Origin of the sequence: Vibrio sp. TRT 17S01 (assembly GCF_050113695.1) — a bacterium.
Taxonomy (GTDB): domain Bacteria; phylum Pseudomonadota; class Gammaproteobacteria; order Enterobacterales; family Vibrionaceae; genus Vibrio.
Genome location: NZ_JBNJOG010000010.1, coordinates 127,753 through 149,242, shown reverse-complemented (window position 1 = coordinate 149,242; position 21,490 = coordinate 127,753). Strand labels below are relative to the sequence as shown.

Here is a 21,490-nt window from a genome sequence, read left to right as displayed (position 1 = left end):
CCAAGTATTACATAGTGCGATAAATGTGCAAAGATGTTACTGGATAAAAAAACAGTAAAAAGGCGATTCATTTCTGAATCGCCTTTTAAGTCATATAGATAGAAAAATATTATTTTTCTTTCGTTGTGACCTGTTTGCCAAGCTCATTTTTCTTGCTGTCTTTTAGGTACAGGTTTTCGAAGCAGTAATTTGTTGCTTCGATGTAACCCTCTACGCTACCACAGTCAAAACGCTTGCCTTTGAATTTGTACGCAAGAACACAACCTGCTTTTGCTTGCTTCAATAGCGCATCAGTGATTTGAATCTCGCCGCCTTTACCAGGTTCAGTATTTTCGATTAGCTCGAAGATATCTGGAGTTAGGATGTAACGACCAATGATTGCAAGGTTGCTTGGCGCAGTTCCTTGCTCTGGTTTCTCAACCATATCATCTACACGGTAAATGTCGTCTTTGATCATTTCGCCAGAAATAACACCATATTTGTGAGTTTCGTCTTCTGGTACTTCTTGAACAGCAACGATTGAGCAGCGGAACTGTTTAAACAGCGCAACCATTTGTGCTAATACGCCTTCTTCTTCGTTGACACAAAGGTCATCCGCTAGCACAACAGCAAATGGTTCGTCACCAACCAGTTCACGACCAGTTAGGATTGCGTGGCCTAGGCCTTTCATTTCTTGTTGACGAATGAAAGTGAAGTTCGCACTGTCGATGATGTTACGAATATCAACCAGCAGCTCTTCTTTGTTTGTGCCGCTGATTTGGTGCTCTAGTTCGTAGTTTTTGTCAAAGTGATCCATGATGGAGTGTTTGCCACGACCAGTAACAATACACATGCCGTCCATACCTGCCTGGATTGCCTCTTCAACACCGTATTCAATAAGAGGTTTATTTACAACAGGCATCATCTCTTTTGGCATTGATTTAGTTGCCGGTAGAAAACGAGTACCGTAGCCAGCTGCCGGAAACAGGCACTTTTTAATCATGATAGAACCCTTTCTTTGTCTATACTTCATTTCAGTTGGCGCCACCTTAACACGGTTTATATAAGTAAATAATGAATGAAACGGCTCAAATATAACATTTTCGTACAGTGAATTAAATTTAAGACAATATGTGTTGTCTTGCCCATGCCGCCGCTTGCAATCGGTTTTTCACAGAGAGTTTCTTATAGATCTGATAGAGGTGAGATTTGACGGTGAACTCGCTAATAAACATCTCTTCTGCGATCTGAATATTCGAAGCGCCAGTTTTGAGATAACCAAGCAGTTGTATTTCTCTATTGGTCAAGTCAACCGTCGCTGGGGCAGTTTGACAGTCGACGGCTTGACGATAATAGTGCAACAATTGAGAAGCTACTTTTCTAGGCAACCAGTTTTGGCCGTTAATGATTTCGGCGCACCCATGTGCGATGGCTTCCATGCTATCTGTGTTATAAAACAAGCCCTTGAGATTTCCCATCGCTAGGAGTTCATCCGTTGTCAGTCGTTTATTGACATTAAACACAATGACCTCAAACAGTTTGTTGACTAACGGAAGAGCGCGTAATTGAGAGTTAATTGCATGATGGTCAGAATAATTGATTAATAAAATCTTATGCCGGTGCTGTCGATCGGCCAGCATCAGTTCTTCGGGTTTTATCATAGGGATAGTTAAGCCGAGTTTGTCTTCAATATCGGTGACAAATGGTTCTTGTTCTTTTTGCAAGCATAAGTGATGTATGGTTCGGGTATAGCTGCTTCTATTCACTCGAGACTCTCCTAATAATCATGAGCTTCTCAGAGTGAAAGAACTTTGATAAAAGTGCTAACGAATGACTTACTTTTGCGTTTTGTTTCATATCGGTCGGTAATTAAGCGATTGCTCACTATTTTTAGCTTTGATTTGTGTCGAAAAATCTACTCCATCGAAAGTTGGTATTCTTCTTGTTCTGGTTGAATCGCCTTTTTCTGCCAGTATCATGTAGAACTTTTATTTATCCGTATCATTTCCAATGAAAAAAATACACGATTTACTTTGCCAATACTGGGTGGCATTGTCAGTGCTGATATTATTACTTATCACGGTACTTTCTCTAACACCGCTTCCTGAGCTTCCTGCTGTTCCTGGCTCCGACAAATCGCATCACTTTATTGCTTACGGAGCATTAATGTTTTCTGTTGGCCTGCGTAAACCCAAATACTGGTTATTTGTTGGTGCTTTTTTTGTCGCTTGGAGTGGGGCGATCGAGTTGATCCAGCCATACGTAAATCGCTATGGGGAGTGGTTAGATCTTGCTGCTAATGTTGGTGGTCTAACGACCGGTTTTGTCGCTGGCCGTTTATTTAGTCATCTCATCGCTAGAATGGATAACTCAGCTCATTGATAGAGAACGAAATCTGTCGGTGAGTTTGACTGTCATGTCTCAAAGCGTGATTGATAGTGATTTGTGCCGCTAATAAAGCGTGCTATCCTATACTGCTATTTAACCATCCAATAAAGAAACAGACGGAGCGAAACATGGCGAGCCGTGGAGTAAACAAAGTAATTTTAGTTGGTAACTTGGGTAATGATCCTGAAGTTCGTTACATGCCAAGTGGCGGCGCTGTGGCAAACATTACTGTTGCAACCTCAGAAAGCTGGCGCGATAAGAACACAGGCGAACAGCGTGAAAAAACAGAATGGCACCGTGTTGCTCTGTTTGGCAAATTAGCTGAAGTCGCAGGTGAATACTTACGCAAAGGTTCTCAGGTATACATTGAAGGCCAACTTCAAACACGTAAGTGGCAAGACCAAAATGGCCAAGAGCGTTACACGACAGAAGTTGTGGTACAAGGCTTTAATGGTGTAATGCAAATGCTAGGAGGCCGTGCTCAAGGGGGCGCACCTGCACAAGGAATGGGTGGCCAGCAGCAAGGCGGTTGGGGTCAACCTCAGCAGCCAGCAATGCAACATCAACCAGCTCAGCAACCACAATCGCAACCAAAACAGGCTCAGCCACAATATAATGAGCCACCGATGGATTTTGATGACGACATCCCGTTTTAAGCGATTAAACAGTAAAAAAAGCCGCGTATTCAGCGGCTTTTTTATATATTGAACCATACAACTACCTTCTAATCGCCAGTAGCGAGTCTTCTATTTTTTCTGGCATTATCTTTTTGAAAAGGAATTCGGTCTAGTGAGGTATACGCCTACCTTAAAGCTGAGTACTCGATTGGTTGCATTTGTAACGATGATCGTGATCAGCGCCATGTTCATTTTGTTTCTCGGTGGGACTTTGTCTTTTAAGCAGCTTGGGCAAGAATATCTCGATCACTCTTTGATTGGTATTGTCGAGGTCGTGGACAAAGAAATGGAAGATCCTGATGCTGCATATTCTATGCAGCGGTGGATGCCTAAGATGTTGCAGGCATCAAACATTGTTGAAATGGAATTGTCTTCCTCCGTTGGAGTGATCTATCGCTTCAAAGATACCTCTTCAAAATACGATCCAGCACTCCTGTATGAAGTCAGCTTTGAGTTACAAAGAAATCAAGGTTATAGCATCGCGTTTAAAGCCATCCCTCCTTACATTGGCTACGGTTATTCGATGCAAGCTCTTCTGTCGATCACGCTTTCGGTGTTACTGATCATCTTTTGCTTAATGCAAGGCGTAAAGTGGCTTAAAAAACAATTGTATGGCTCGGAGTTACTGGAAGAGCGAGGGCGAATGATCTTAGCAGGCCGAGTGGAAGAATATGCCAAAGGAGACATCAACGAATGGCCTTATACTGCGAGTGAGGCCTTAGACCGCGTTATTGAAGAGTTGCAAGATGCTCGGCAGGAGCGCAGTCGGTTTGATACTTTTATTCGAACACAAACGTTCCTTGATCAACTGACAGGTGCCGCCAACCGAGTATTGTTTGATAGTAAGTTGGAATCAGCAGTGACGGAAAGTGGGGCAAATGGTGGCGTTCTATTGTTACGGATTGATGACTGGGATGCACTGAAAGAAGAAAGTGGCAAGCAAATTGCCAATGACTTTATCGTTGAAGTAGGTGAAGGGCTTTCGAACATTATTCAACGTTATCCTGACGTTATTCTTTCACGATATTATGATTCTGACTTCGCCATTTTTGCGCCACATTTAAATAGTAAAGATGTGTCAAATATCGCTATTAACTGCTTGAAACAAATCGCGAAACTTACCCCCCCAGAACCATTAGAACCCGATAACTGGTGTCATATTGGCATTAGTATGTATCGTGAAGGTGAGCGGCAGGGTCGTATCATGGATGAAGCGGAGACCGCATTAAAAAGTGCACAGCTACAACGGGTAAATACATGGAACCGTTTCAAGAAAGTGGTCGCTCAAGACGAAGAGCGAGGTAGTGTCCGTTGGAGAACGCTTTTTGATCAGGTGTTGAAACCTGAAAAGTTGTTTATTTTTGAGCAGCCATGTTACTTACTTGATAGTCAGCAAGAACTGCAAATTGATCATCATGAGCTATTTGTGCGGATTGATGATCCAGAAAAAGGATTGATTAAATCCTCTCATTTCAATGCAGCTATTGAATCAGTTGGTTATGAAATGACCTTAGATAAGGCAAGTTTCTCTTTGATTATCAACTTTTTGAAGTCATCCTCTACGCATTCTCTAAACTATTCTGTTAATCTTTATGTCACTCCTTTTGCTGATCGTGAATATCGAAAATGGTTTAGGGATGAGTTACTTCAGTTACCCATTGATAAACGTGGTTTGCTAACGTTGGAATTTGCTGAAGCGAGATTGGTGAAACACCTCGATTATATGCGACCCATTATTAAGATGGCATCAGGCTTAGGGTGTAAGATCATAGTGGGTCAGGCTGGGCGCTCAATAGTGAGTACGCATTATCTAAAAGATCTGCCAATCCACTATTTAAAACTCCACCGGAGTCTGATTAAACAAATTGATCAGAGGCATGAAAACCAACTTTTTGTGCGTAGCTTGCTTGGTGCATGTAGAGGGCTTAAAACCCAACTCATTGCTGTCGGTGTTGAAACGAAGAGTGAATTCAACACGGTGATTAAGCTAGGGGTGAATGGTGTTCAAGGACGCTTCTTTAAAAAAGAAGAACAATTGCTTCCAATTGAAAAACAGACCGCTATGAATGATTTTACGACTAAAGTAAAAGTAGGGCGGCGAAACCGGTGGCGGAAAAAATAAAACTGAATGAAGATGCACTCAATTTTAGGTAAATTCAAAAAACAGAATGATTCGGCTGAATGTGTGAATGCCATTGTTCAACCCAGCGCTATCTATCTTACTACACCATCGAATGCGTTACCTCAACATACTCCTCTCAAAGGGCAACCATGGGTTGAGGTGCTTCTTTCTATTCTTCAAGGATCAGCACAGAAAGGAAGCCAAGTTAACCTTGTCCTGCATTCTGGTTTGTATCAGACCTATCAAATAGAGAAGCCCAATCTTCCTAATGATGAACTTCAAGTCGCCCTCCCATTTCTGCTTAAAGATCTCATTTCAGAAAAAGTCACAGAAATCATTGCCGATGCTGCCGTGTTGCCAGGAAGTAATAAGCTTCAGGCGTACGTGATTTCCAAGTCCGTTATTCTGGAGTTACACCGAAAGCTAGCAGGAGTAGACCTGCGTCTTGGAAAAGTTTTAGTTGAAGAGGAAGTGTGGGCACATTCGGTAGACGAACCGAACGACTTTCTGTTACTCCAACGTAGTAAAGAGAGTGGTTATAAAGTTAGTGCATACGTAGCAGGAAGCTGTGCTTTCCAACGCCATATCCGAGGTATAACGCCTCCTTTAACCGGTGTTGCTAGTAGTGTATTGCAGTTAGATGGTATCGCACTTGAACTGCAGCGATCGATTGACTATTTATCCTCTCAGCTACGTGGAACGTCGATCCACCAAATGAAAATTTGCTGTGATGAAGAAGAGCAGCAAGAACTCGCGAATGCCTTAGCAGAGCGTTTAAGTGTGAAAGTGAGTGCTCTTTCTGAGCGAAATGATGAGTCGGGGTTAGTCTTATCCCGCTGTGTTACACGCATCGAATCTGAAGAAATTAATCTATATCCCGAGTACTTAAAACCTAAAAAAGATTACTTCAGTCTTCCGTTCATTGTTGCATGTTGGGCGGGGATAGCCGTGTTATTACTTGCCGTATTCGGATTATTTCAATTTCAACAAGCTAAGCTTGAACGCGAGTTACACGTGCAAAGGGCGCAAGAAACCGAGTTTACTCAGCAACTCACCAGCTTGAACCAGCGTTTGGCACGTCATAAGCCTTCCCCTGAAAAAGTGGCTGCAGTTGCGCGGCTTAAATTGGAAATTCAATCGAAACAAGACTCCATGACAGCGATGGGCGAATACGATGAATCACAACAAGTTGGCTATTCTGGCGTCATGCGTTCATTGGCCCAGTTAGGCCGTGATGATATAGCATTGCGTCAGATCCGCATGGATGCTCACTCTCTTGATCTTCAGGGAGTCGCTCGAGAACCTAAGGCAATACCAAATTGGGTGAGACAATTTAAACAAGAGTTGAACCTCATTGGTCGAACGTTTGAAAAGCTAAAAATTGGTCGCAATGAAAAGGACATCATTACCTTCGAGCTGACAGCGAAAGACGGAGGTCAACCATGAAGCAGCAGTGGCAACAACTAAGTGATAAGTTTGCTTCCTTAAGTGGTCGTGAAAAGGGACTGATCTCAATATGTGGTTTTGTGGCCATTTTTATCGGCCTTGCCGTGTTATTGGTTGAGCCATCATTGAAGACAAATAACGAGTTGAAGAAACAAATTGCCGTTACTCAAGTGAATAACCAGCGTCTAGAAGGCGAAATTCTGACGGTGACCGCCAAACTTAAGAAAGATCCCGATCAAGAGATCAATATGGAATACAGCCAGTTATTGACAGAAAGCCAGAATTTATCGCAACAATTGGCGAAGATCATCGAAAATCTCATTTCTCCTTCAGAAATGGCACAGTTATTGGAAGAGGTTTTAACTGAGAGCAAGGAATTGCATCTAGTTTCTCTAGAGTCATTGCCAGCCGAGCCCATTACATCGGACTCTGAAGGGAAAGACTATACTGGTTATTATTTACACCCTGTGCGTGTGGAATTGACGGGCAGTTACTTTAATATTCTGGCTTATCTTGAAGCGTTGGAGTCACTGCCAGTGAAGTATTATTGGCGTAGCTTTACCTACAAAGTGGAAAGCTACCCGTCAGCTCGATTAGTCATGGAAGTGTATACCTTGGGAACAAGACAGGAGTTTATTGGTGGTTAAATGGTGGTTTGTATTTAGCTGTTTGATTTCGGCAAGTAGTTTTGCTGCCAGTGATCCAACTGCACCATTAGATTGGACTCAATCAACTTCCCCTCAATCGAATAGTAAAAAAGCTGTTTATTCGTTACCTAAACTGCAAAGCATTATCTGCGTTAACGGCTCAGACTGTCAGGCGATTATGGGTAATAAAGTATTGGAGCGTGGGCAAGTGATTAATGGCTTTCGAGTCATCAACATTGATGCCGAATTCGTGACGGTTTCAAAGGGGAAAAGGCAGTGGAAATTAGAACTTTTCTCTAAAGATGTAAAACAATAAGGTTATCAGAATAGTATGCGTAAACTCGTTTTAGCTATCACCATCGCCTCACTGGCAGGATGCTCAATGGGACACCGGGATCCGGTGGAAGCAAAAAGTGCCCTTAATCAGGCGATTAATGAGTCTAATAGCAAAGCTATCGATGTGTTGCCTGCATCTGTGGAAGCAGATTTAATGCCTGAGTTAGACTCGGCAGTCTCACCAGAAAATCAAACGTTGAAACGCTACCGTATTAAAGCGGATGCCGTGGAAGCTCGTGCATTTTTTACCAGTTTAGTGCGTGGCACGGAATACAGCGCAGCCATTCACCCTGCCGTAAAAGGCAAAGTGACGGTTAACCTTACTGATGTCACCCTTGATGAAGTGCTTTCGGTGATCCGTGATATGTACGGCTATGAGATTGAACTCTCAGGAAAAGTCATTCAAGTTTATCCTGCCGATCTTCGTACAGTGACCCTTCCTGTCGATTATTTGCAGTTTAAGCGCTCGGGACGTTCGCTAACATCAATCACAACCGGAACAATTACAAACACTGACACGGATTCAGACTCCTCTTCTTCGTCTTCAAGTTCATCTTCATCAAATTCTTCTGGTAGCAGTAGCTCAAGCAGTGCCAAAGGTGGAACTGAAATCGAGACCATCAGTGAAAGTGATTTTTGGCCACAGTTACAAACGGCCGTTGCTCAGCTGATTGGCTCTGGTGATGGTCAAAGTGTGGTGGTTACCCCACAAGCCAGTTTAATTACCATCCGTGCTTACCCTGATCAGATTCGTGAAGTGCGAAATTTTATTGGAGCTTCACAAGAGCGCATGCATCGCCAAGTGATCTTAGAGGCAAAAATTCTAGAAGTGACCTTGAGCGATGGTTATCAACAAGGCATTAACTGGTCTAAAGCTTTTTCTTCTAATGGTACCGACTTCACTATTGGTCAAGGAAGTCTTCCACAAGACCCGGGTTTTACGCTACCTGGTTTAGATGCGATCGGTACCTTACTTGCAGGACAAAGCAATATTGTTATTTCCAGTGGTAGCTTTGATGCTGTATTGAATTTCATGGCAACTCAGGGTGATTTGAATGTTCTGTCCAGTCCGAGAGTAACGGCATCGAATAACCAGAAAGCTGTGATCAAAGTGGGTACCGATGAATATTATGTAACGGACTTATCGAGTGTTGTTGGAAGTGGTGATAACGCAAATCCAGCACCAGAAGTTGAGCTTACGCCATTCTTTTCGGGCATCTCTCTTGATGTGACGCCACAAATTGATGATGCGGGGAATGTGTTATTGCATGTGCACCCTGCAGTGATTGAAGTGGATGAGCAGGTGAAAGAAATTGGTTATGGCAACACCAGTATTACCTTGCCTTTAGCTCGCAGCTCAATTCGTGAGTCTGACTCGGTGATTCGTGCTCAAGATGGTGATGTAGTGGTTATTGGTGGTCTGATGAAATCCAATACGTTCGACCGAGTATCAAAAGTACCATTATTAGGTGATATACCGGGTGTAGGTCACTTATTCCGAAATAAGTCGAAGCTGACAGAAAAAACCGAATTGGTCATTTTGCTCAAGCCAACGGTGGTCGGTGTGAACACTTGGCAAAAAGAATTGGAACGCTCGCGTGACTTGTTGCAAGAGTGGTTCCCCGAAGAAGATAGCCAGTAATGTATGTATTTGGAGCACTTTGGTCTTAAGCAAGCCCCATTTCATCTAACCCCAGACACAGAAATGTTTTTAGGGTTAGCCCCACACTATGAAGCGATTCAAACTGTGTTAGCTGCGTTAGCCATGGATGAAGGGGTGATTAAAGTCAGCGGAGAGGTGGGGACCGGAAAAACCATGGTTTGTCGGATGTTGATAAACCAAATGGGGGACGATGTTCAACTAGTTTATTTACCGAATCCCGCTTTAGATGGTGATGAGCTACGTCAAGCTATTGCTAGAGAGCTTGGATTGGAAAGTAGCACTATTACGGTCGTTGGTGATATTCAGGAACGGTTGCTTGCTTTAAATAAACAAAACAAAAGTGTTGTTCTGGTTGTCGATGAAGCCCAAGCACTTAGCGATGAAGCATTAGAAGTGTTGCGTTTATTTGGCAACCTTGAAACGGAACAAAGCAAATTGTTGCAAATCGTGTTGTTTGGACAACCTGAACTTGATGAACGGTTAGCACTGCATCACTTACGCCAGCTTCGTCAACGAATTAGCTACAATATTTCTTTGCGTGCTTTAAATTTCAATGAAGTTGTTGCTTATATCGATAGCCGCCTAACAAAAGCAGGTGGCGTGAGTTCGATATTCAACCTTGCTCAAAAAAAAGCAATTTGGCGAGCAAGCCAAGGAATACCTCGGCTGATCAACCAAATCACCAGTAAAGCAATGGTATTAGCGTGTTGCCAAGCTACGATGCAGGTGAGCAATCACCAGTTATATGACGCCATTCACGATACTTTTGATAGCTGTAAGCCTAGATTTAAAAGCCCGCGCTTGTGGGGATGGAGTAACACATGAGTGCTATTAATGATGCGCTAACGGATTTAGCTGAAAAGCGTCGCTCAACACAGAATATTGTAAGAGCAGACGTACCAAAAATTAAACAACGGCCTGTTTTACCTTGGCTTATCGCTGGATTTACTTTAAGTATGGCGATGGGCGGTTGGGCGGTGTCACAATCCCAACCAATTTCCGTTACGCAGCCTAGCTATTCTTCTCAACCTATCAATGGCGAGCAAGCCAGTGTTGAGGTTATGCTTGCCCCATCACCGACAAGCAAAAAGAGCCGTACCGATAGCGAACTTTATTTTGCCTCTAATTCTGTAGCCCAACCGACTGGAACAACAGAAAAAGCTGAACCGGTTCCAGTGAAGAAAATTACAACTTCAAAGACCGCTCCCGTAAAAGAACATCGAGAAAACACCAACCCAATCCAACCTCAAAATGTCATTGTTGAGCAAGTGGAGCTTTCTCCGGAACAATTGGCTCAAAAGGCCATCATTCGTGCAGAAAAAGCCATGGAGAGCAACAAGCTAGATGAGGCATTAACCCAGTTTCAAATAGCACTTCGACATACCCCTTCTGATAGCAATGTGAGAAAGAAACTGGCGGCACTTTATTATGGGAAAGGGGATACCCGCAAGGCGGCAGAGCTGTTGCAGAAAGGGATCCGGCAATATCCAAATGATGAAGATGTACGTATAGCACTGGCTAAGTTGCTAATAAAAGAGAATCAACAGCAAGCGGCTTTAGTGCCACTGATGCAACTAACCAAGCCTGCCAGCGTAAAATATTTGTCTCTGCGAGCCGCATTAGCTCAGAAGGCCAATCAGGATGCATTAGCGCTTGAAAGCTATCAACAACTGGTTCAGTTAGAACCAGAGAATGGACGCTGGTGGCTTGGGTTAGGTATTCAACAAGAGCGAGCTCTTAACCTCACTTCTGCACAACAATCCTATAAGAAAGCGCTGTTGAAAGTCGGCATTTCGAGTCAATCACAACAATTTATTCGCGATCGGCTAACGCTACTCAGCCGTCTAGAGGAGAAGCCGAATGCAAATTAAGCTGCGTAAACGCCTTGGTGACTTGTTAGTTGAAGAAGGCATTATTACCGAAGAACAAGTTGAACAAGCTTTAGCTGCGCAGAAAGCGACGGGACGTAAGTTAGGTGCCGCCCTAATAGAGCTGGGATTTCTTACTGATCACCAAATGCTGACCTTCTTATCTCAGCAGTTAAATGTACCTCTTATCGACTTAAGCCGTGCGAATGTGGATATCGATGCGGTGCAATTATTATCCGAAGTCCATGCGCGACGCCTTCGTGCGATGGTCATTGGGCGTAATGGCGATACATTACGTATTGCCATGAGTGATCCTGCGGACTTATTTGCCCAAGAAGCGCTGCTGAGCCAATTGCCAAATTACAATGTAGAGTTTGTGATCACACCAGAGAAGCAGTTGGTTGAGGGGTTTGATCGCTACTATCGTCGTACTAAAGAGATTGCCTCGTTTGCAGAGCAGCTCCAAGCAGAACACCAAGTTACTGAAGCGTTTGATTTCAATATCGAAGATCAAGATAGCGAAGAAGTGACGGTTGTTAAGCTGATCAATTCATTATTTGAAGATGCGATTCAAGTGGGGGCATCGGATATTCATATTGAGCCGGATGCGAATATTTTACGCTTAAGACAACGTATCGATGGTGTGTTACACGAAACTTTATTGAATGAAGTCAATATTGCACCGGCACTGGTCCTTCGTCTTAAGTTGATGGCAAATCTTGATATTTCAGAAAAACGCCTACCTCAAGATGGTCGCTTTAATATTAAAGCTAAAGGACAGTCGGTCGATATCCGTATGTCGACGATGCCTGTGCAATATGGCGAATCGGTCGTTATGCGTTTGCTAAACCAATCAATGGGGATACGCAAACTAGAGGAGTCGGGGATACCTGCTGACCTGCTAGAAAGGCTGCGCCGCCAATTGAAACGCCCTCATGGCATGATTTTGGTAACGGGACCAACAGGCTCTGGTAAAACCACCACCTTGTATGGGGCACTTAGTGAACTTAATGAGCCCGGCAAGAAGATCATCACTGCTGAAGACCCTGTGGAATATCGCTTGCCGAGGATCAGTCAGGTTCAGGTAAATCCTAAAATTAACCTCGATTTTTCAACGGTGCTGAGAACGTTTTTACGTCAGGATCCTGACATCATCCTCGTCGGGGAGATGCGAGATCACGAAACGGTCGAAATAGGCTTGCGAGCCGCTCTGACTGGTCACTTAGTTCTAAGTACCTTGCACACCAATGATGCCATAGACAGTGCTTTGCGTATGATTGACATGGGCGCGCCAGGGTATCTTGTCGCGAGTGCAGTGAGAGCCGTTGTAGCTCAGCGATTGGTACGTAAAGTATGCCCAGACTGTAAAACTCAGGATGATGTGGATGAGTCACGCCGTCAGTGGCTCGCACAGCGTTTTCCAAACCAAGAGAGTGCCAATTTTATGCGTGGTCGAGGTTGCCAAAACTGTAACCTCACTGGTTATCGTGGGCGGGTAGGGGTATTTGAAATGCTCGAACTTGATCATGCCATGATGGATGCTTTGAGAGCCGACGACGCCGTGTTATTTGCTCAGCAAGCGCGAAACAATGAAGAGTACAAACCATTGTTAGCTGCGGCGATGGAGTTAGCATTAAAGGGTGAAGTGAGTCTGGATGAAGTGATGAATCTCGGTGAAGGTGATGCATCCGGTATGACTCAGGCTATTTATATTTAAAGGTAAATCATGCCGATATATCGATATCAGGGGCGAAGCTCTGATGGTGCAAAGATTTCTGGGCAAGTGGAAGCGGCTAGCGAAGAGTTGGCTGCTGAATCGTTACTGAGTAAAGGAGTGATCCCAACCTCGATTACTTCGGGAGCTTCAGCAAGCAGCTTCAATATCGATCTTAAAGCCTTGTTAAAAACAGCCGTGCCACTTGAAGTGATGGTGATATTCTGCCGACAGCTGTATAGCTTGACCAAAGCGGGAGTTCCTTTACTGCGTTCGATTCGTGGTTTGACCCAAAATTGCAGTAATAAACAGCTCAGAGAAGCCTTAGAAGAGGTGACACAAGAATTAACCAACGGTCGTAATTTGTCAGCATCGATGCAAATGCATTCCACGGTATTCAGCCCTTTGTTTGTATCCATGATCAATGTGGGCGAAAACACAGGTCGTTTGGATGAAGCACTACTTCAGCTTGCTAATTATTATGAGCAAGAGCTAGAAACCCGTAAGCGGATCAAAACGGCAATGCGTTACCCGACGTTTGTCATCAGCTTTATTGTTGTGGCCATGTTTGTCCTCAACTTAAAGGTGATCCCTCAATTTGCCAACATGTTTAGCCGGTTTGGTGTTGATCTTCCGCTACCTACAAGAATTTTGATCGCGACTTCCGACTTTTTTGTCAATTACTGGGTGTGGTTGCTTGCCGCTATCGTTGGAGCGTTATTTGCATTTCGAGCTTGGTTGAACACCGCCAATGGCCGAGAGCGTTGGGATAAGTTTAGACTCCGGATGCCTGTGGTCGGCGGCATTGTGAATCGCGCACAACTTTCTCGATTTTCTCGTACTTTTGCGCTAATGCTTAAAGCAGGGGTGCCGCTAAACCAATCATTGTCATTATCCGCAGAAGCTTTAGATAACAAGTTTCTTGAAGGGCGACTATTGGAAATGAAGGCCTCAATTGAAGCGGGTGGAACCATTTCTTCTACGGCAATCAATAGCGGTGTTTTTACCCCTTTGGTTATTCAAATGATTTCTGTCGGGGAAGAGACTGGTCGTATTGATGAACTGTTGTTAGAAGTTGCCGATTTTTATGATCGTGAGGTCGACTATGATTTGAAAACGCTGACGGCACGTATCGAGCCTATCTTGCTCGTTGTCGTTGCCGGTATGGTGCTAATACTGGCCCTCGGCATTTTCTTGCCGATGTGGGGCATGCTCGACGCGCTTAAGGGATAACATGCTTCAAGTAGCACAACGTGGGCGGTTTGCATTATGGCTTACCATTGTGACTGTTTTGATCGCTGTTTTTCTATACTCGTGGAAGCAGGTAGAAAAAGAGGCAATGCATACCAATTTGTTAGTTGCTAGTAAGCGAATGACTGAGCGTGCCAGTTTTTATAAGCAGGAATGGTTACTGCATGGACAACCTTCAGAGCTGGTGGTAGAGCAACATAGTTTGCGCTTTTCTGCGAATGGATGGTTAGTACCAATAGATGAGCAGGGTAATATTGAATGTATGAAGTGGTTGGAGATTCTTTATCCTGAAAATCGAGTTTTAGTTGCTGAAGAGTCAGAAATGATAACTAACTCAAGTAATTGGCTCGTGAAATGTAGATACTTAGATGGAGAGCATCAGGCTGTAGAGGTTGAGCTAAAGGATGGTAAATTCTCTGTTGGTATAAACTTTATTGCTAAATAGCATTTTTATTATTTTACGCGGCGATATATTATTAGTGTGCTTTGACGTCGTACAAACTCAAGTGTGAGGCATTATGTATAGCAGACAGTCTGGTTTCTCTCTGGTTGAGCTAGTGGTAGTCATTGTTGTTGTGGGTTTATTAGCCGTTGCAGCACTGCCTCGGTTTCTTGATGTTACTGATGAAGCAAAGAAAGCCAGTATTGAAGGTGTCGCAGGTGGTTACGCAACTGGCGTGCTTTCTGCAAGGGCTCAATGGGAGGCAGAAGCTCGCCCCTCTCGCATAATCAGCGGCGAAAAGTACAACACGGTGAATTACGATGGTGTCGATTTTTGGTTAACCCGAAGCAAAGATAGTAATGGCAGCAATACGGATTTTCGTGATGGCTATCCGTTGGGGCTAGATACTGGTGGGGCCTTCCCCTCAGGGCTGACCGAACAAGCTTGTGTTGATCTGATGAACAATCTGTTGCAAAACCCACCCAAGGTAGGGACACAGACAGAAGCGGATCAGGATTCAGATATTAAATACGCAGCAGTGGCAAATACAGGCGCTGCAACATGTACCTATATTCAACAGGAAGGGGGAAGCGCTCACCAATTCGTGTATGAAGCGAAAACTGGTCGCGTTACCGTTTCGTTGCAGTAACAAAAACAATAAATATTCATTTTTAGAGAGACGTAAACTATGAAAAGACAAGGCGGTTTTACCCTTATCGAGTTGGTGGTGGTAATAGTTATTCTGGGTATTCTGGCTGTAACGGCAGCACCTCGTTTTCTTAATCTACAAGATGACGCTCGTAACGCGTCTTTGCAGGGTTTAAAAGGTGCAATGCAGGGAGCGGCTGGCATTGTATATGGCAAATCGGCAATCAATGGCACAGAAAGTGGCAATGGCTCTATTTCTATGGGCAATGACACAGTTAATACTACCAATGGTTACCCTGAAGCAAGTGAGAATGGTATCGGTAAAGCAGTTAGTGGTCTTGCTGATGATTGGGAAGTGGTGTCTGGTTCTAATTCAACAGGTACTGTTGCTTATACCTTCAAAGGTTATACAAGTGCTACTAATTCATCTTGCTCTGTTAAGTATGATATGGCAACGTCCGACAGTGAGCCTACAATTACGGCAAACGATTGTTAATATAAGAAAGGCCAGCAAAGCTGGCCTTTCTTCTCTATTCTTCTCAAAAATCCTTTCAAAACAATTGCTCAAGTTATATTGAGGTATACTAACTAATACCAAGGAATGAGGTGAGCATCGCGTGATGGTATATAGATCTTCCCAAGGATTTACTCTGGTCGAGTTGATCGTCGTGATCTTACTGATCGCTATTGTGTCTGCCTATGCTGCAAGTCGCTATATCGGTGTGGGGAGTTTTTCAGCCTTCGCCGCGCAAGAGCAAATGATTTCTGTTATCCGGCAAGTCCAAGTGAATCGGATGCAATCCAATCTAGGTGATAGCAGTGCAAATACGAATTTTATTCTCTCTATTGGTAATCAATGTGTTGGCTCTTTGGCGGCATGTTCATCTGGGAGTCATGAATCTCGTAGTGACCTAGTTCGGATTCCAGAACTGAGCTTTTCTGCTACACCAAACTTATCAACTGTCACCTTTGATCTTCTCGGGAATCCTGAAGGTGCAGCAAGTAGTGGCATTGATATCTTATTAACGGCATCGGACAGCCAGGCAAGAGTGTGTGTTAACAGCCAAGGGTATGTGTCTCGTGGGGTGTGTCTATGAGCCCAAGTCGTTGTCTTTCTAAAGGGTTTACTCTGATTGAAAGTGTGATTGTGATTGTGGTGATGGGGCTTGCAATGATTACTATTGTTAGCTTTCTACAACCTCAAATTGAGCGTTCGGCGAATCCTCATTATCAGACTCGCGTGGCGGCACTAGGACAAAGTCTAATGACTCAAATTCTTGCACAGGGCTTTGACCATAACAGTGACTTCAATGGTGGGCGAGTGCGGTGTGGGGAAACGATCGTAGGAGAAATGGTTCCTTCTTGCACTGCTGCAAATGACTTGGGGCCAGAAGAGTCTGATGTTCTACAATACAATGATGTGGATGATTACCACGGCTGTTGGACGCCAGAAGGAACAGGTGGATGCGGTAATTTGAATACCTTGCTTGGTGAGGCACAAACGACCTATCAAAACTTCAGAGTTGATGTTGTGGTTAATTACCCTGCGGGTTACAACGCTTTCACAATAAAGAGAGTATTACTGACCATTTCTGCCAGTAATCAAACGCCTATTTCTCTTACTGCCTATAAGGGGAATTATTGATGAAGCGAAATGGATTTACCCTTATTGAAATGATCCTAACCATCATTGTTGGCGGGATCTTAGTGTTAGGAATCGCTGGCTTTGTTGAGTTTGGTGCACAAGGGTATGCCGATACAGTCGAGCGTCAGAGATTACAAACTCAGGCTAGGTTTGTTCTGGAAAAAATGACCCGAGAAATCCGCCATGCGTTGCCAAATGTGTTCACCAATAGTCAAAATGGCACACAATCTTGCTTCTCCTTTTATCCGATTGACTATTCAGGGTTCTATTCAGTTTCTGGTGCGGATTTACAATTCGTTGTTGGCCAAGATGGTGCTAGTCAAAGTGTATTGGCGCCTCGAACCTTGATCATTAACCCCTCCTCTTCGCTTTCTCAGGCGGATAACGTTATTTCACTCAGCTCTGTTACGCAATCTGGTGCGGTGTTCTCCATCGCAAATGTTGCTAGTTCAATTGTTGGGGGCTCCGTTGGAAGTCGTCATTACATATTCAGCGCCAGCAATCAGGTGACCTATTGCGTCGATCCATCAGAAGGTTTTATCCGCCGAAATAATACTGTGGTTGCCGATAGTGTGACAAAAGGGAGCTTTGACTATTCAGGCGCTAATATCCAACGTGGTGGATTAGTGCATATATCCCTTCAATTTAGTCGAGGTGATGAACAAACTCACTTTGAGCAAGATGTGCAGGTGCTAAATGTTCCATAATAAGAATAAACAACAAGGAAACCTGTATGTCGTTGTCGTATTTACGTTGGTCGTACTGGGTTTTCTCGCGTCTACATTAACTCGAATTGAATGGTCTAATAACGACGCATTTACTAGAGATATTTTAGGCAATCAGGCTTGGTTACTTGCTCATTCAGCCAATGAGTGGGCACTAACTCAAATGTATCCACTGAGCACTGTAACTCCTGACTTGGCCGCAAATTGCAGTGCTGTCAGTGGCGCAGTCTCAAGCGTGACTGCTACCGGCTGTCAGACGCCTGTGATCCGGTGTGAATCTCGAGGTGCATTAAATGGTCGCAATATGTATCGGTTAGAGTCGCAGGTAACGTGTGGCAGTGGGGTATTTGAGGTAAGAAGGGTACAAGAGTTATGGGTAACGGACGAATGATATACAAGCGCGTGTTGTATCGATTACTGTGGATATGTAGCTTATTGATTGCCTTGAGCTCATTTGCTGTGAGTGCTAACCAATGCCTTGTCAGTGGTACGCGAGTGGATGCTCGTAATGGTTTCTGTGTCACCTTTGAAATGGAATCGGATGGAACAAACCGAGTGAGGTTAGTTGGCTCGTCCTATTATTATCCTGTTTGGACTGATGACACGAGTTTCCGATTTTATAACCCTGCTTTTTATGAGCGCAGTTATGTCTATGAAGGAAAGACTCGTACGTTTCAAGTGAAATTTGATGGAGTTTGGGTTGATTGGCGTGGCAATATTCGCGGTACATTGAGCTACTATGTTGATGGGACGCGAAAAGATCAGATCTCCAGCTATAACCTTACCAGTGTCACAGGAGCTAATGGTTATTCTTCACCATACGTTCGGATTGATTTGGTCGGAAATGAATTTAATGCTGAAGTGGAAGATCATAACTGTATTACGGAAGGGGCTTGCGGCACTTTGCCTGAAGACGAAGCCTTGTCTGATTTGATCTGTAAGTATGTCCCATCTGTTGCACAAACAAACTCTTATTACAATGGTCAGATATATTCGGGGAGCATTGGTTTTTCCGGGTTGAGTAACTACATCCATCCTGTCAGAGACAATCAGGGGCTAGCGTTTTATCAGAATCAGGGCAATCGCGCCCAATGTAAGTATCCCTCTTCAACCAAAACATGTCTCATCGATCGGACGCCAATAGAGGATTTTCCTTTTACATTTTCTGCATATAACGCACGAGGGCGACCGGATAAACGTTGTCGTTCAGGTTCTTGTCCTACGTTGCCTCCGGGGGAGTATGGCGATCTAAAGGTGGATGGCTCTCGAACGCAAGTGCTTAGTGGCGGTGTATATTACTTCGATAAGATAGATCTTTCTTCAGCAAAGTCAGCGATTAAGATCCAAGGTAAAACGCAGATCCACTATAACCAAATCGTTTTTGCTAATGCAGCAGTAGAGATTAACGCGAAAGGAAAACCTGAAGATCTATTAATGATTGGTCGGGGTAATAATGCCCACTTCGTATTACCTACTCAGGCAGACAGAATAGTAGTGAATGCATACATTTATGTTAACCCTTACTCTGTGACCCGAGGTGGCGTAGATATTGGAGGCAACAATAATACGATTAAAGGTGGGATCACGGCTTACAGCCTTTATGTCAGTGGCAATTACAATAACCTATACGGCGACAGTGGGTTAACATGTGGTGAGCCACCAACTGCATCCATTTCTCGTCTTGAAGTGTTACCGAATAACTATCATCTGACGTGTGAAGATGAAAACAAAGTTTATGTGGTTGCTTACGATAGCAATGGTACCCGTCTGTATGACGTTGGAAACGAAACGGTGACTTTGTCTGAACAAGGCTCTAATAAGTTGTCGTTTACTTCACATGGCTTTAATTCTCAGGAAGGATGGTTTGAGTTCACAATCGACAGTAAATCGGATCATGCTTATGAAGATATTGAGATTAAAGCCGAGCTGGATTCTAAGAGCTCGATCTTTGATCGTTCAGAGTTATTGTTCGTACCCGCTAAGCTAGAAATCAACAACAATGATCCGTTGAAGCTGATTGCTGGAAAAAGTGAAACCGTTGCGATCACAGCACTTGCATGCAATGCGAGCAACAAACCGATCACGATTAACTACGATCAAACGTTTGATCAATCAGATATCACAGTATCGGATTTTGTTCCTCAGTCTGGCATTTATGCTAATAAGCTGACGTTTTCTGCATCAGTAAAAAATGGCAAGGGTGACGGTGAAATCAAATTTGATGAAGCTGGTCAATTCAATGGGGAGCTAAAGGACACCATTCGTTGTAGCGATTTTGGTCCGAATGTCCAAGGTTGCCCTGATGAAGAAGAGATCGATATTGTTGCTAGCTTCATGCTTTACGCTCGGCCTTGGACGTTTGCGATTTGTAGCGCCAGTAATATCAATGGTACTTCAGAGTCAGGGGCGGGACTTACCTCCGCTGGAGAAAGCTTTGCTCTGAATGTTTATCCCATCGCTTGGCAATCTAATGCACAGTACGATAATGCCCGAGTTAAAAGTTATGTCGCAGGAACCTATGATTACTGTGACTTATCGCCTTTAAATAATGCTTCTTTGTCTGATGCTCCTGCATTTACTCTCAACCTAACACATGAAATTGATAGCCCATCAACCGGTGTCGCTGGCAATTTAACAGGCTCATTGACTCAAGCGAATACGGCTGCCGATAGCAATAAGAAGCACCAGTTTTCTTCATTAAGTTGGTCTGAAGTTGGCAGTGTGAAAATTGTCGCTGATACGTTTAATTCAGGGTATTGGCAAGCTATTGATGCTGCTGTTCGCGGTGTAGGACGTTTCTATCCAGACTCTTTTTCCATAGAACAAGTCACTTGGGATGCCCCTGATGATCAAGGTGGTATCGCATACATGGGACAACCCTTTGAAAGCGCTGAAGTGGTGGTTCAGGCTTACGCTAAAGATGCAACCGTACCGTTGAAGAACTATCACTTGTTTGCGCAAAGCTTGCAGGCGAAATTTGCTAGCGATGTTGATGACTCAATCAATAATACCTTAGTCCTTGACCTATTGAATGGGCAGTGGCAAAGCAATAATAATGGTGAGTCTCAATGGTTTCTGAATGACACCAACGCGATGCTGAAGCGCAATTATACAACGTCCGCAGAAGTGGCGAGTACAGCTAATGGTCCATTTAATACGTCTGATCTAGGTTCAACTACGACAAGCTTTGGATTGCAAATTACGGGGGTTGATCCCGTCAGCTTTTCACAGAATTCAGTTGTTTCTGAGCAAGCCTTGCTAACCCAGCCTCCAGTCCGTTATGGACGGATGGTTATGGATAGCGTTTCCAGTTTAGCCGGACAAGATGCTGCCATCCCTTTACGGGTTGAATATTGGCATCAAGGGCGGTTTGAAACGAATAATGACGACTCTGCTTCGTTATTGGCCACGCCAAATAACTATACCTGTAAAGAGATTCTAACGTCAGGTGGTGCTAGCTCTGACTCACATCTTTCTGGCTCAGATAGCGTTGGAAACTGGAAGCATGTGGCAAACGGCCAGTCGAATGAAATTCATGCTGTTGCACACTCTTCTGGGGCTATGCAAGAACGCGTGCGGTTCTGGATGCGGTTAGCCGATACTTCCCCACAAATTGGCCAAACGGGGGTAACTTGTGGCACCACCAACATTGTTCAACCATGGTTGCAATACAATTGGCGCGGTGTCGGTGATGAAGATCCGTCCAGTGTGATAACATTTGGCGTTTTCCGTGGTAATGATAAAGTACTATTTCGTGGAGAAACGGGTTTAACGGGTCAGTAACTTAGGTAAATAATTAGAAATAATGCCCCTAAGTAAGGAATCTGTTAGAAAATGCGTGTTTCAGTCCATGTTTACGCCACAATGCCTTGCTGTGATGGCAAGGCATTGGTACATTTAGTGCAATTTTCTATCTTATAATTCTTTCAGGACGAGCGA

21 protein-coding genes are annotated in these 21,490 nt (G+C 43.9%); 19 read left to right on the top strand and 2 right to left on the bottom strand.

From position 1 onward, the window contains the following. Positions 1 to 109: 109 nt before the first annotated feature. A complete protein-coding gene (gene galU / locus ACQEXS_RS15905) occupies positions 110 to 982 on the bottom strand; it encodes a UTP--glucose-1-phosphate uridylyltransferase GalU (RefSeq protein WP_367988056.1) in 873 nt (290 codons plus the stop codon). A 118-nt stretch (positions 983 to 1,100) separates the two neighbouring features. Next, positions 1,101 to 1,745 carry a LuxR C-terminal-related transcriptional regulator gene (locus ACQEXS_RS15900; protein WP_427014478.1) on the bottom strand — a complete coding sequence of 215 codons (645 nt, stop codon included), beginning with the start codon at positions 1,743 to 1,745 and terminating at the stop codon, positions 1,101 to 1,103. A 244-nt stretch (positions 1,746 to 1,989) separates the two neighbouring features. Here ACQEXS_RS15900 and ACQEXS_RS15895 point away from each other — a divergent pair, with 244 nt between their 5' ends. The 19 genes from ACQEXS_RS15895 to ACQEXS_RS15805 all read left to right on the top strand — a co-directional run bounded on the left by ACQEXS_RS15895 (position 1,990) and on the right by ACQEXS_RS15805 (position 21,334). Continuing rightward, entirely contained in the window at positions 1,990 to 2,361 is a 372-nt protein-coding gene (locus ACQEXS_RS15895) for a VanZ family protein (RefSeq protein ID WP_427014477.1), read from the top strand. A 134-nt stretch (positions 2,362 to 2,495) separates the two neighbouring features. Then, the gene (locus ACQEXS_RS15890) at positions 2,496 to 3,023 is read left to right on the top strand and encodes a single-stranded DNA-binding protein (protein ID WP_367988059.1); all 528 of its coding nucleotides are present in this window, start codon (positions 2,496 to 2,498) and stop codon (positions 3,021 to 3,023) included. 133 nt (positions 3,024 to 3,156) lie between these two features. After that, positions 3,157 to 5,166 (top strand): RNase E specificity factor CsrD, encoded by a 2,010-nt coding sequence (csrD, locus tag ACQEXS_RS15885; protein WP_427014476.1) that lies wholly within the window; start codon positions 3,157 to 3,159, stop codon positions 5,164 to 5,166. Between the two features lie 6 nt (positions 5,167 to 5,172). Then, the gene (locus tag ACQEXS_RS15880; protein WP_427014475.1) at positions 5,173 to 6,612 is read left to right on the top strand and encodes an MSHA biogenesis protein MshI; all 1,440 of its coding nucleotides are present in this window, start codon (positions 5,173 to 5,175) and stop codon (positions 6,610 to 6,612) included. Next, the gene (gene pilO, locus ACQEXS_RS15875; RefSeq protein WP_427014474.1) at positions 6,609 to 7,259 is read left to right on the top strand and encodes a type 4a pilus biogenesis protein PilO; all 651 of its coding nucleotides are present in this window, start codon (positions 6,609 to 6,611) and stop codon (positions 7,257 to 7,259) included. The genes ACQEXS_RS15880 and pilO overlap by 4 nt, the downstream gene beginning before the upstream one ends. Then, positions 7,252 to 7,575 carry an MSHA biogenesis protein MshK gene (locus tag ACQEXS_RS15870; RefSeq protein WP_427011517.1) on the top strand — a complete coding sequence of 108 codons (324 nt, stop codon included), beginning with the start codon at positions 7,252 to 7,254 and terminating at the stop codon, positions 7,573 to 7,575. The genes pilO and ACQEXS_RS15870 overlap by 8 nt, the downstream gene beginning before the upstream one ends. 15 nt (positions 7,576 to 7,590) lie before the next feature. Then, on the top strand, positions 7,591 to 9,237 hold the full coding sequence (mshL, locus tag ACQEXS_RS15865) for a pilus (MSHA type) biogenesis protein MshL (protein ID WP_367988064.1): 1,647 nt from the start codon (positions 7,591 to 7,593) through the stop codon (positions 9,235 to 9,237). A 3-nt stretch (positions 9,238 to 9,240) separates the two neighbouring features. Then, complete coding sequence (locus ACQEXS_RS15860; RefSeq protein ID WP_427014473.1) at positions 9,241 to 10,083, top strand: ExeA family protein; 843 nt, start codon at positions 9,241 to 9,243, stop codon at positions 10,081 to 10,083. Beyond that, positions 10,080 to 11,129 (top strand): tetratricopeptide repeat protein, encoded by a 1,050-nt coding sequence (locus ACQEXS_RS15855; protein ID WP_367988066.1) that lies wholly within the window; start codon positions 10,080 to 10,082, stop codon positions 11,127 to 11,129. Before ACQEXS_RS15860 ends, ACQEXS_RS15855 begins: the two co-directional genes overlap by 4 nt. Continuing rightward, the gene (locus ACQEXS_RS15850) at positions 11,119 to 12,843 is read left to right on the top strand and encodes a GspE/PulE family protein (protein ID WP_367988067.1); all 1,725 of its coding nucleotides are present in this window, start codon (positions 11,119 to 11,121) and stop codon (positions 12,841 to 12,843) included. The genes ACQEXS_RS15855 and ACQEXS_RS15850 overlap by 11 nt, the downstream gene beginning before the upstream one ends. Before the next feature lie 9 nt (positions 12,844 to 12,852). Further along, positions 12,853 to 14,073: a type II secretion system F family protein gene (locus ACQEXS_RS15845; protein ID WP_427014472.1), complete on the top strand. Its 1,221-nt coding sequence runs from the start codon at positions 12,853 to 12,855 to the stop codon at positions 14,071 to 14,073. Position 14,074: 1 nt separating this feature from the next. Beyond that, positions 14,075 to 14,536 carry an MSHA biogenesis protein MshF gene (locus ACQEXS_RS15840; protein ID WP_427014471.1) on the top strand — a complete coding sequence of 154 codons (462 nt, stop codon included), beginning with the start codon at positions 14,075 to 14,077 and terminating at the stop codon, positions 14,534 to 14,536. 73 nt (positions 14,537 to 14,609) lie between these two features. Further along, positions 14,610 to 15,182: a prepilin-type N-terminal cleavage/methylation domain-containing protein gene (locus ACQEXS_RS15835; RefSeq protein WP_427011523.1), complete on the top strand. Its 573-nt coding sequence runs from the start codon at positions 14,610 to 14,612 to the stop codon at positions 15,180 to 15,182. A 39-nt stretch (positions 15,183 to 15,221) separates the two neighbouring features. Next, entirely contained in the window at positions 15,222 to 15,677 is a 456-nt protein-coding gene (locus ACQEXS_RS15830) for a type II secretion system protein (protein ID WP_427011524.1), read from the top strand. Between the two features lie 124 nt (positions 15,678 to 15,801). Further along, positions 15,802 to 16,278, top strand: a complete 477-nt coding sequence (locus ACQEXS_RS15825) for a type II secretion system protein (RefSeq protein WP_427014504.1) — start codon at positions 15,802 to 15,804, stop codon at positions 16,276 to 16,278. Further along, positions 16,275 to 16,826 carry a type IV pilus modification PilV family protein gene (locus ACQEXS_RS15820; RefSeq protein ID WP_427014470.1) on the top strand — a complete coding sequence of 184 codons (552 nt, stop codon included), beginning with the start codon at positions 16,275 to 16,277 and terminating at the stop codon, positions 16,824 to 16,826. Before ACQEXS_RS15825 ends, ACQEXS_RS15820 begins: the two co-directional genes overlap by 4 nt. Then, on the top strand, positions 16,826 to 17,533 hold the full coding sequence (locus tag ACQEXS_RS15815; RefSeq protein WP_427014469.1) for a PilW family protein: 708 nt from the start codon (positions 16,826 to 16,828) through the stop codon (positions 17,531 to 17,533). The genes ACQEXS_RS15820 and ACQEXS_RS15815 overlap by 1 nt, the downstream gene beginning before the upstream one ends. After that, on the top strand, positions 17,523 to 17,942 hold the full coding sequence (locus ACQEXS_RS15810) for an MSHA biogenesis protein MshP (protein WP_427014468.1): 420 nt from the start codon (positions 17,523 to 17,525) through the stop codon (positions 17,940 to 17,942). The genes ACQEXS_RS15815 and ACQEXS_RS15810 overlap by 11 nt, the downstream gene beginning before the upstream one ends. Next, a complete protein-coding gene (locus tag ACQEXS_RS15805) occupies positions 17,939 to 21,334 on the top strand; it encodes a DUF6701 domain-containing protein (RefSeq protein ID WP_427014467.1) in 3,396 nt (1,131 codons plus the stop codon). Before ACQEXS_RS15810 ends, ACQEXS_RS15805 begins: the two co-directional genes overlap by 4 nt. Positions 21,335 to 21,490 lie beyond the last annotated feature (156 nt).

Excerpts from the sequence above, each read along its gene's own strand:
- galU (WP_367988056.1), bottom strand. The coding sequence starts at position 982 with ATGATTAAAAAGTGCCTGTTTCCGGCAGCTGGCTACGGTACTCGTTTT.
- ACQEXS_RS15895 (WP_427014477.1), top strand. The coding sequence starts at position 1,990 with ATGAAAAAAATACACGATTTACTTTGCCAATACTGGGTGGCATTGTCA.
- ACQEXS_RS15890 (WP_367988059.1), top strand. The coding sequence starts at position 2,496 with ATGGCGAGCCGTGGAGTAAACAAAGTAATTTTAGTTGGTAACTTGGGT.
- ACQEXS_RS15880 (WP_427014475.1), top strand. The coding sequence starts at position 5,173 with ATGAAGATGCACTCAATTTTAGGTAAATTCAAAAAACAGAATGATTCG.
- pilO (WP_427014474.1), top strand. The coding sequence starts at position 6,609 with ATGAAGCAGCAGTGGCAACAACTAAGTGATAAGTTTGCTTCCTTAAGT.
- mshL (WP_367988064.1), top strand. The coding sequence starts at position 7,591 with ATGCGTAAACTCGTTTTAGCTATCACCATCGCCTCACTGGCAGGATGC.
- ACQEXS_RS15860 (WP_427014473.1), top strand. The coding sequence starts at position 9,241 with ATGTATTTGGAGCACTTTGGTCTTAAGCAAGCCCCATTTCATCTAACC.
- ACQEXS_RS15855 (WP_367988066.1), top strand. The coding sequence starts at position 10,080 with ATGAGTGCTATTAATGATGCGCTAACGGATTTAGCTGAAAAGCGTCGC.
- ACQEXS_RS15850 (WP_367988067.1), top strand. The coding sequence starts at position 11,119 with ATGCAAATTAAGCTGCGTAAACGCCTTGGTGACTTGTTAGTTGAAGAA.
- ACQEXS_RS15845 (WP_427014472.1), top strand. The coding sequence starts at position 12,853 with ATGCCGATATATCGATATCAGGGGCGAAGCTCTGATGGTGCAAAGATT.
- ACQEXS_RS15840 (WP_427014471.1), top strand. The coding sequence starts at position 14,075 with ATGCTTCAAGTAGCACAACGTGGGCGGTTTGCATTATGGCTTACCATT.
- ACQEXS_RS15835 (WP_427011523.1), top strand. The coding sequence starts at position 14,610 with ATGTATAGCAGACAGTCTGGTTTCTCTCTGGTTGAGCTAGTGGTAGTC.
- ACQEXS_RS15830 (WP_427011524.1), top strand. The coding sequence starts at position 15,222 with ATGAAAAGACAAGGCGGTTTTACCCTTATCGAGTTGGTGGTGGTAATA.
- ACQEXS_RS15825 (WP_427014504.1), top strand. The coding sequence starts at position 15,802 with ATGGTATATAGATCTTCCCAAGGATTTACTCTGGTCGAGTTGATCGTC.
- ACQEXS_RS15820 (WP_427014470.1), top strand. The coding sequence starts at position 16,275 with ATGAGCCCAAGTCGTTGTCTTTCTAAAGGGTTTACTCTGATTGAAAGT.
- ACQEXS_RS15815 (WP_427014469.1), top strand. The coding sequence starts at position 16,826 with ATGAAGCGAAATGGATTTACCCTTATTGAAATGATCCTAACCATCATT.
- ACQEXS_RS15810 (WP_427014468.1), top strand. The coding sequence starts at position 17,523 with ATGTTCCATAATAAGAATAAACAACAAGGAAACCTGTATGTCGTTGTC.
- ACQEXS_RS15805 (WP_427014467.1), top strand. The coding sequence starts at position 17,939 with ATGATATACAAGCGCGTGTTGTATCGATTACTGTGGATATGTAGCTTA.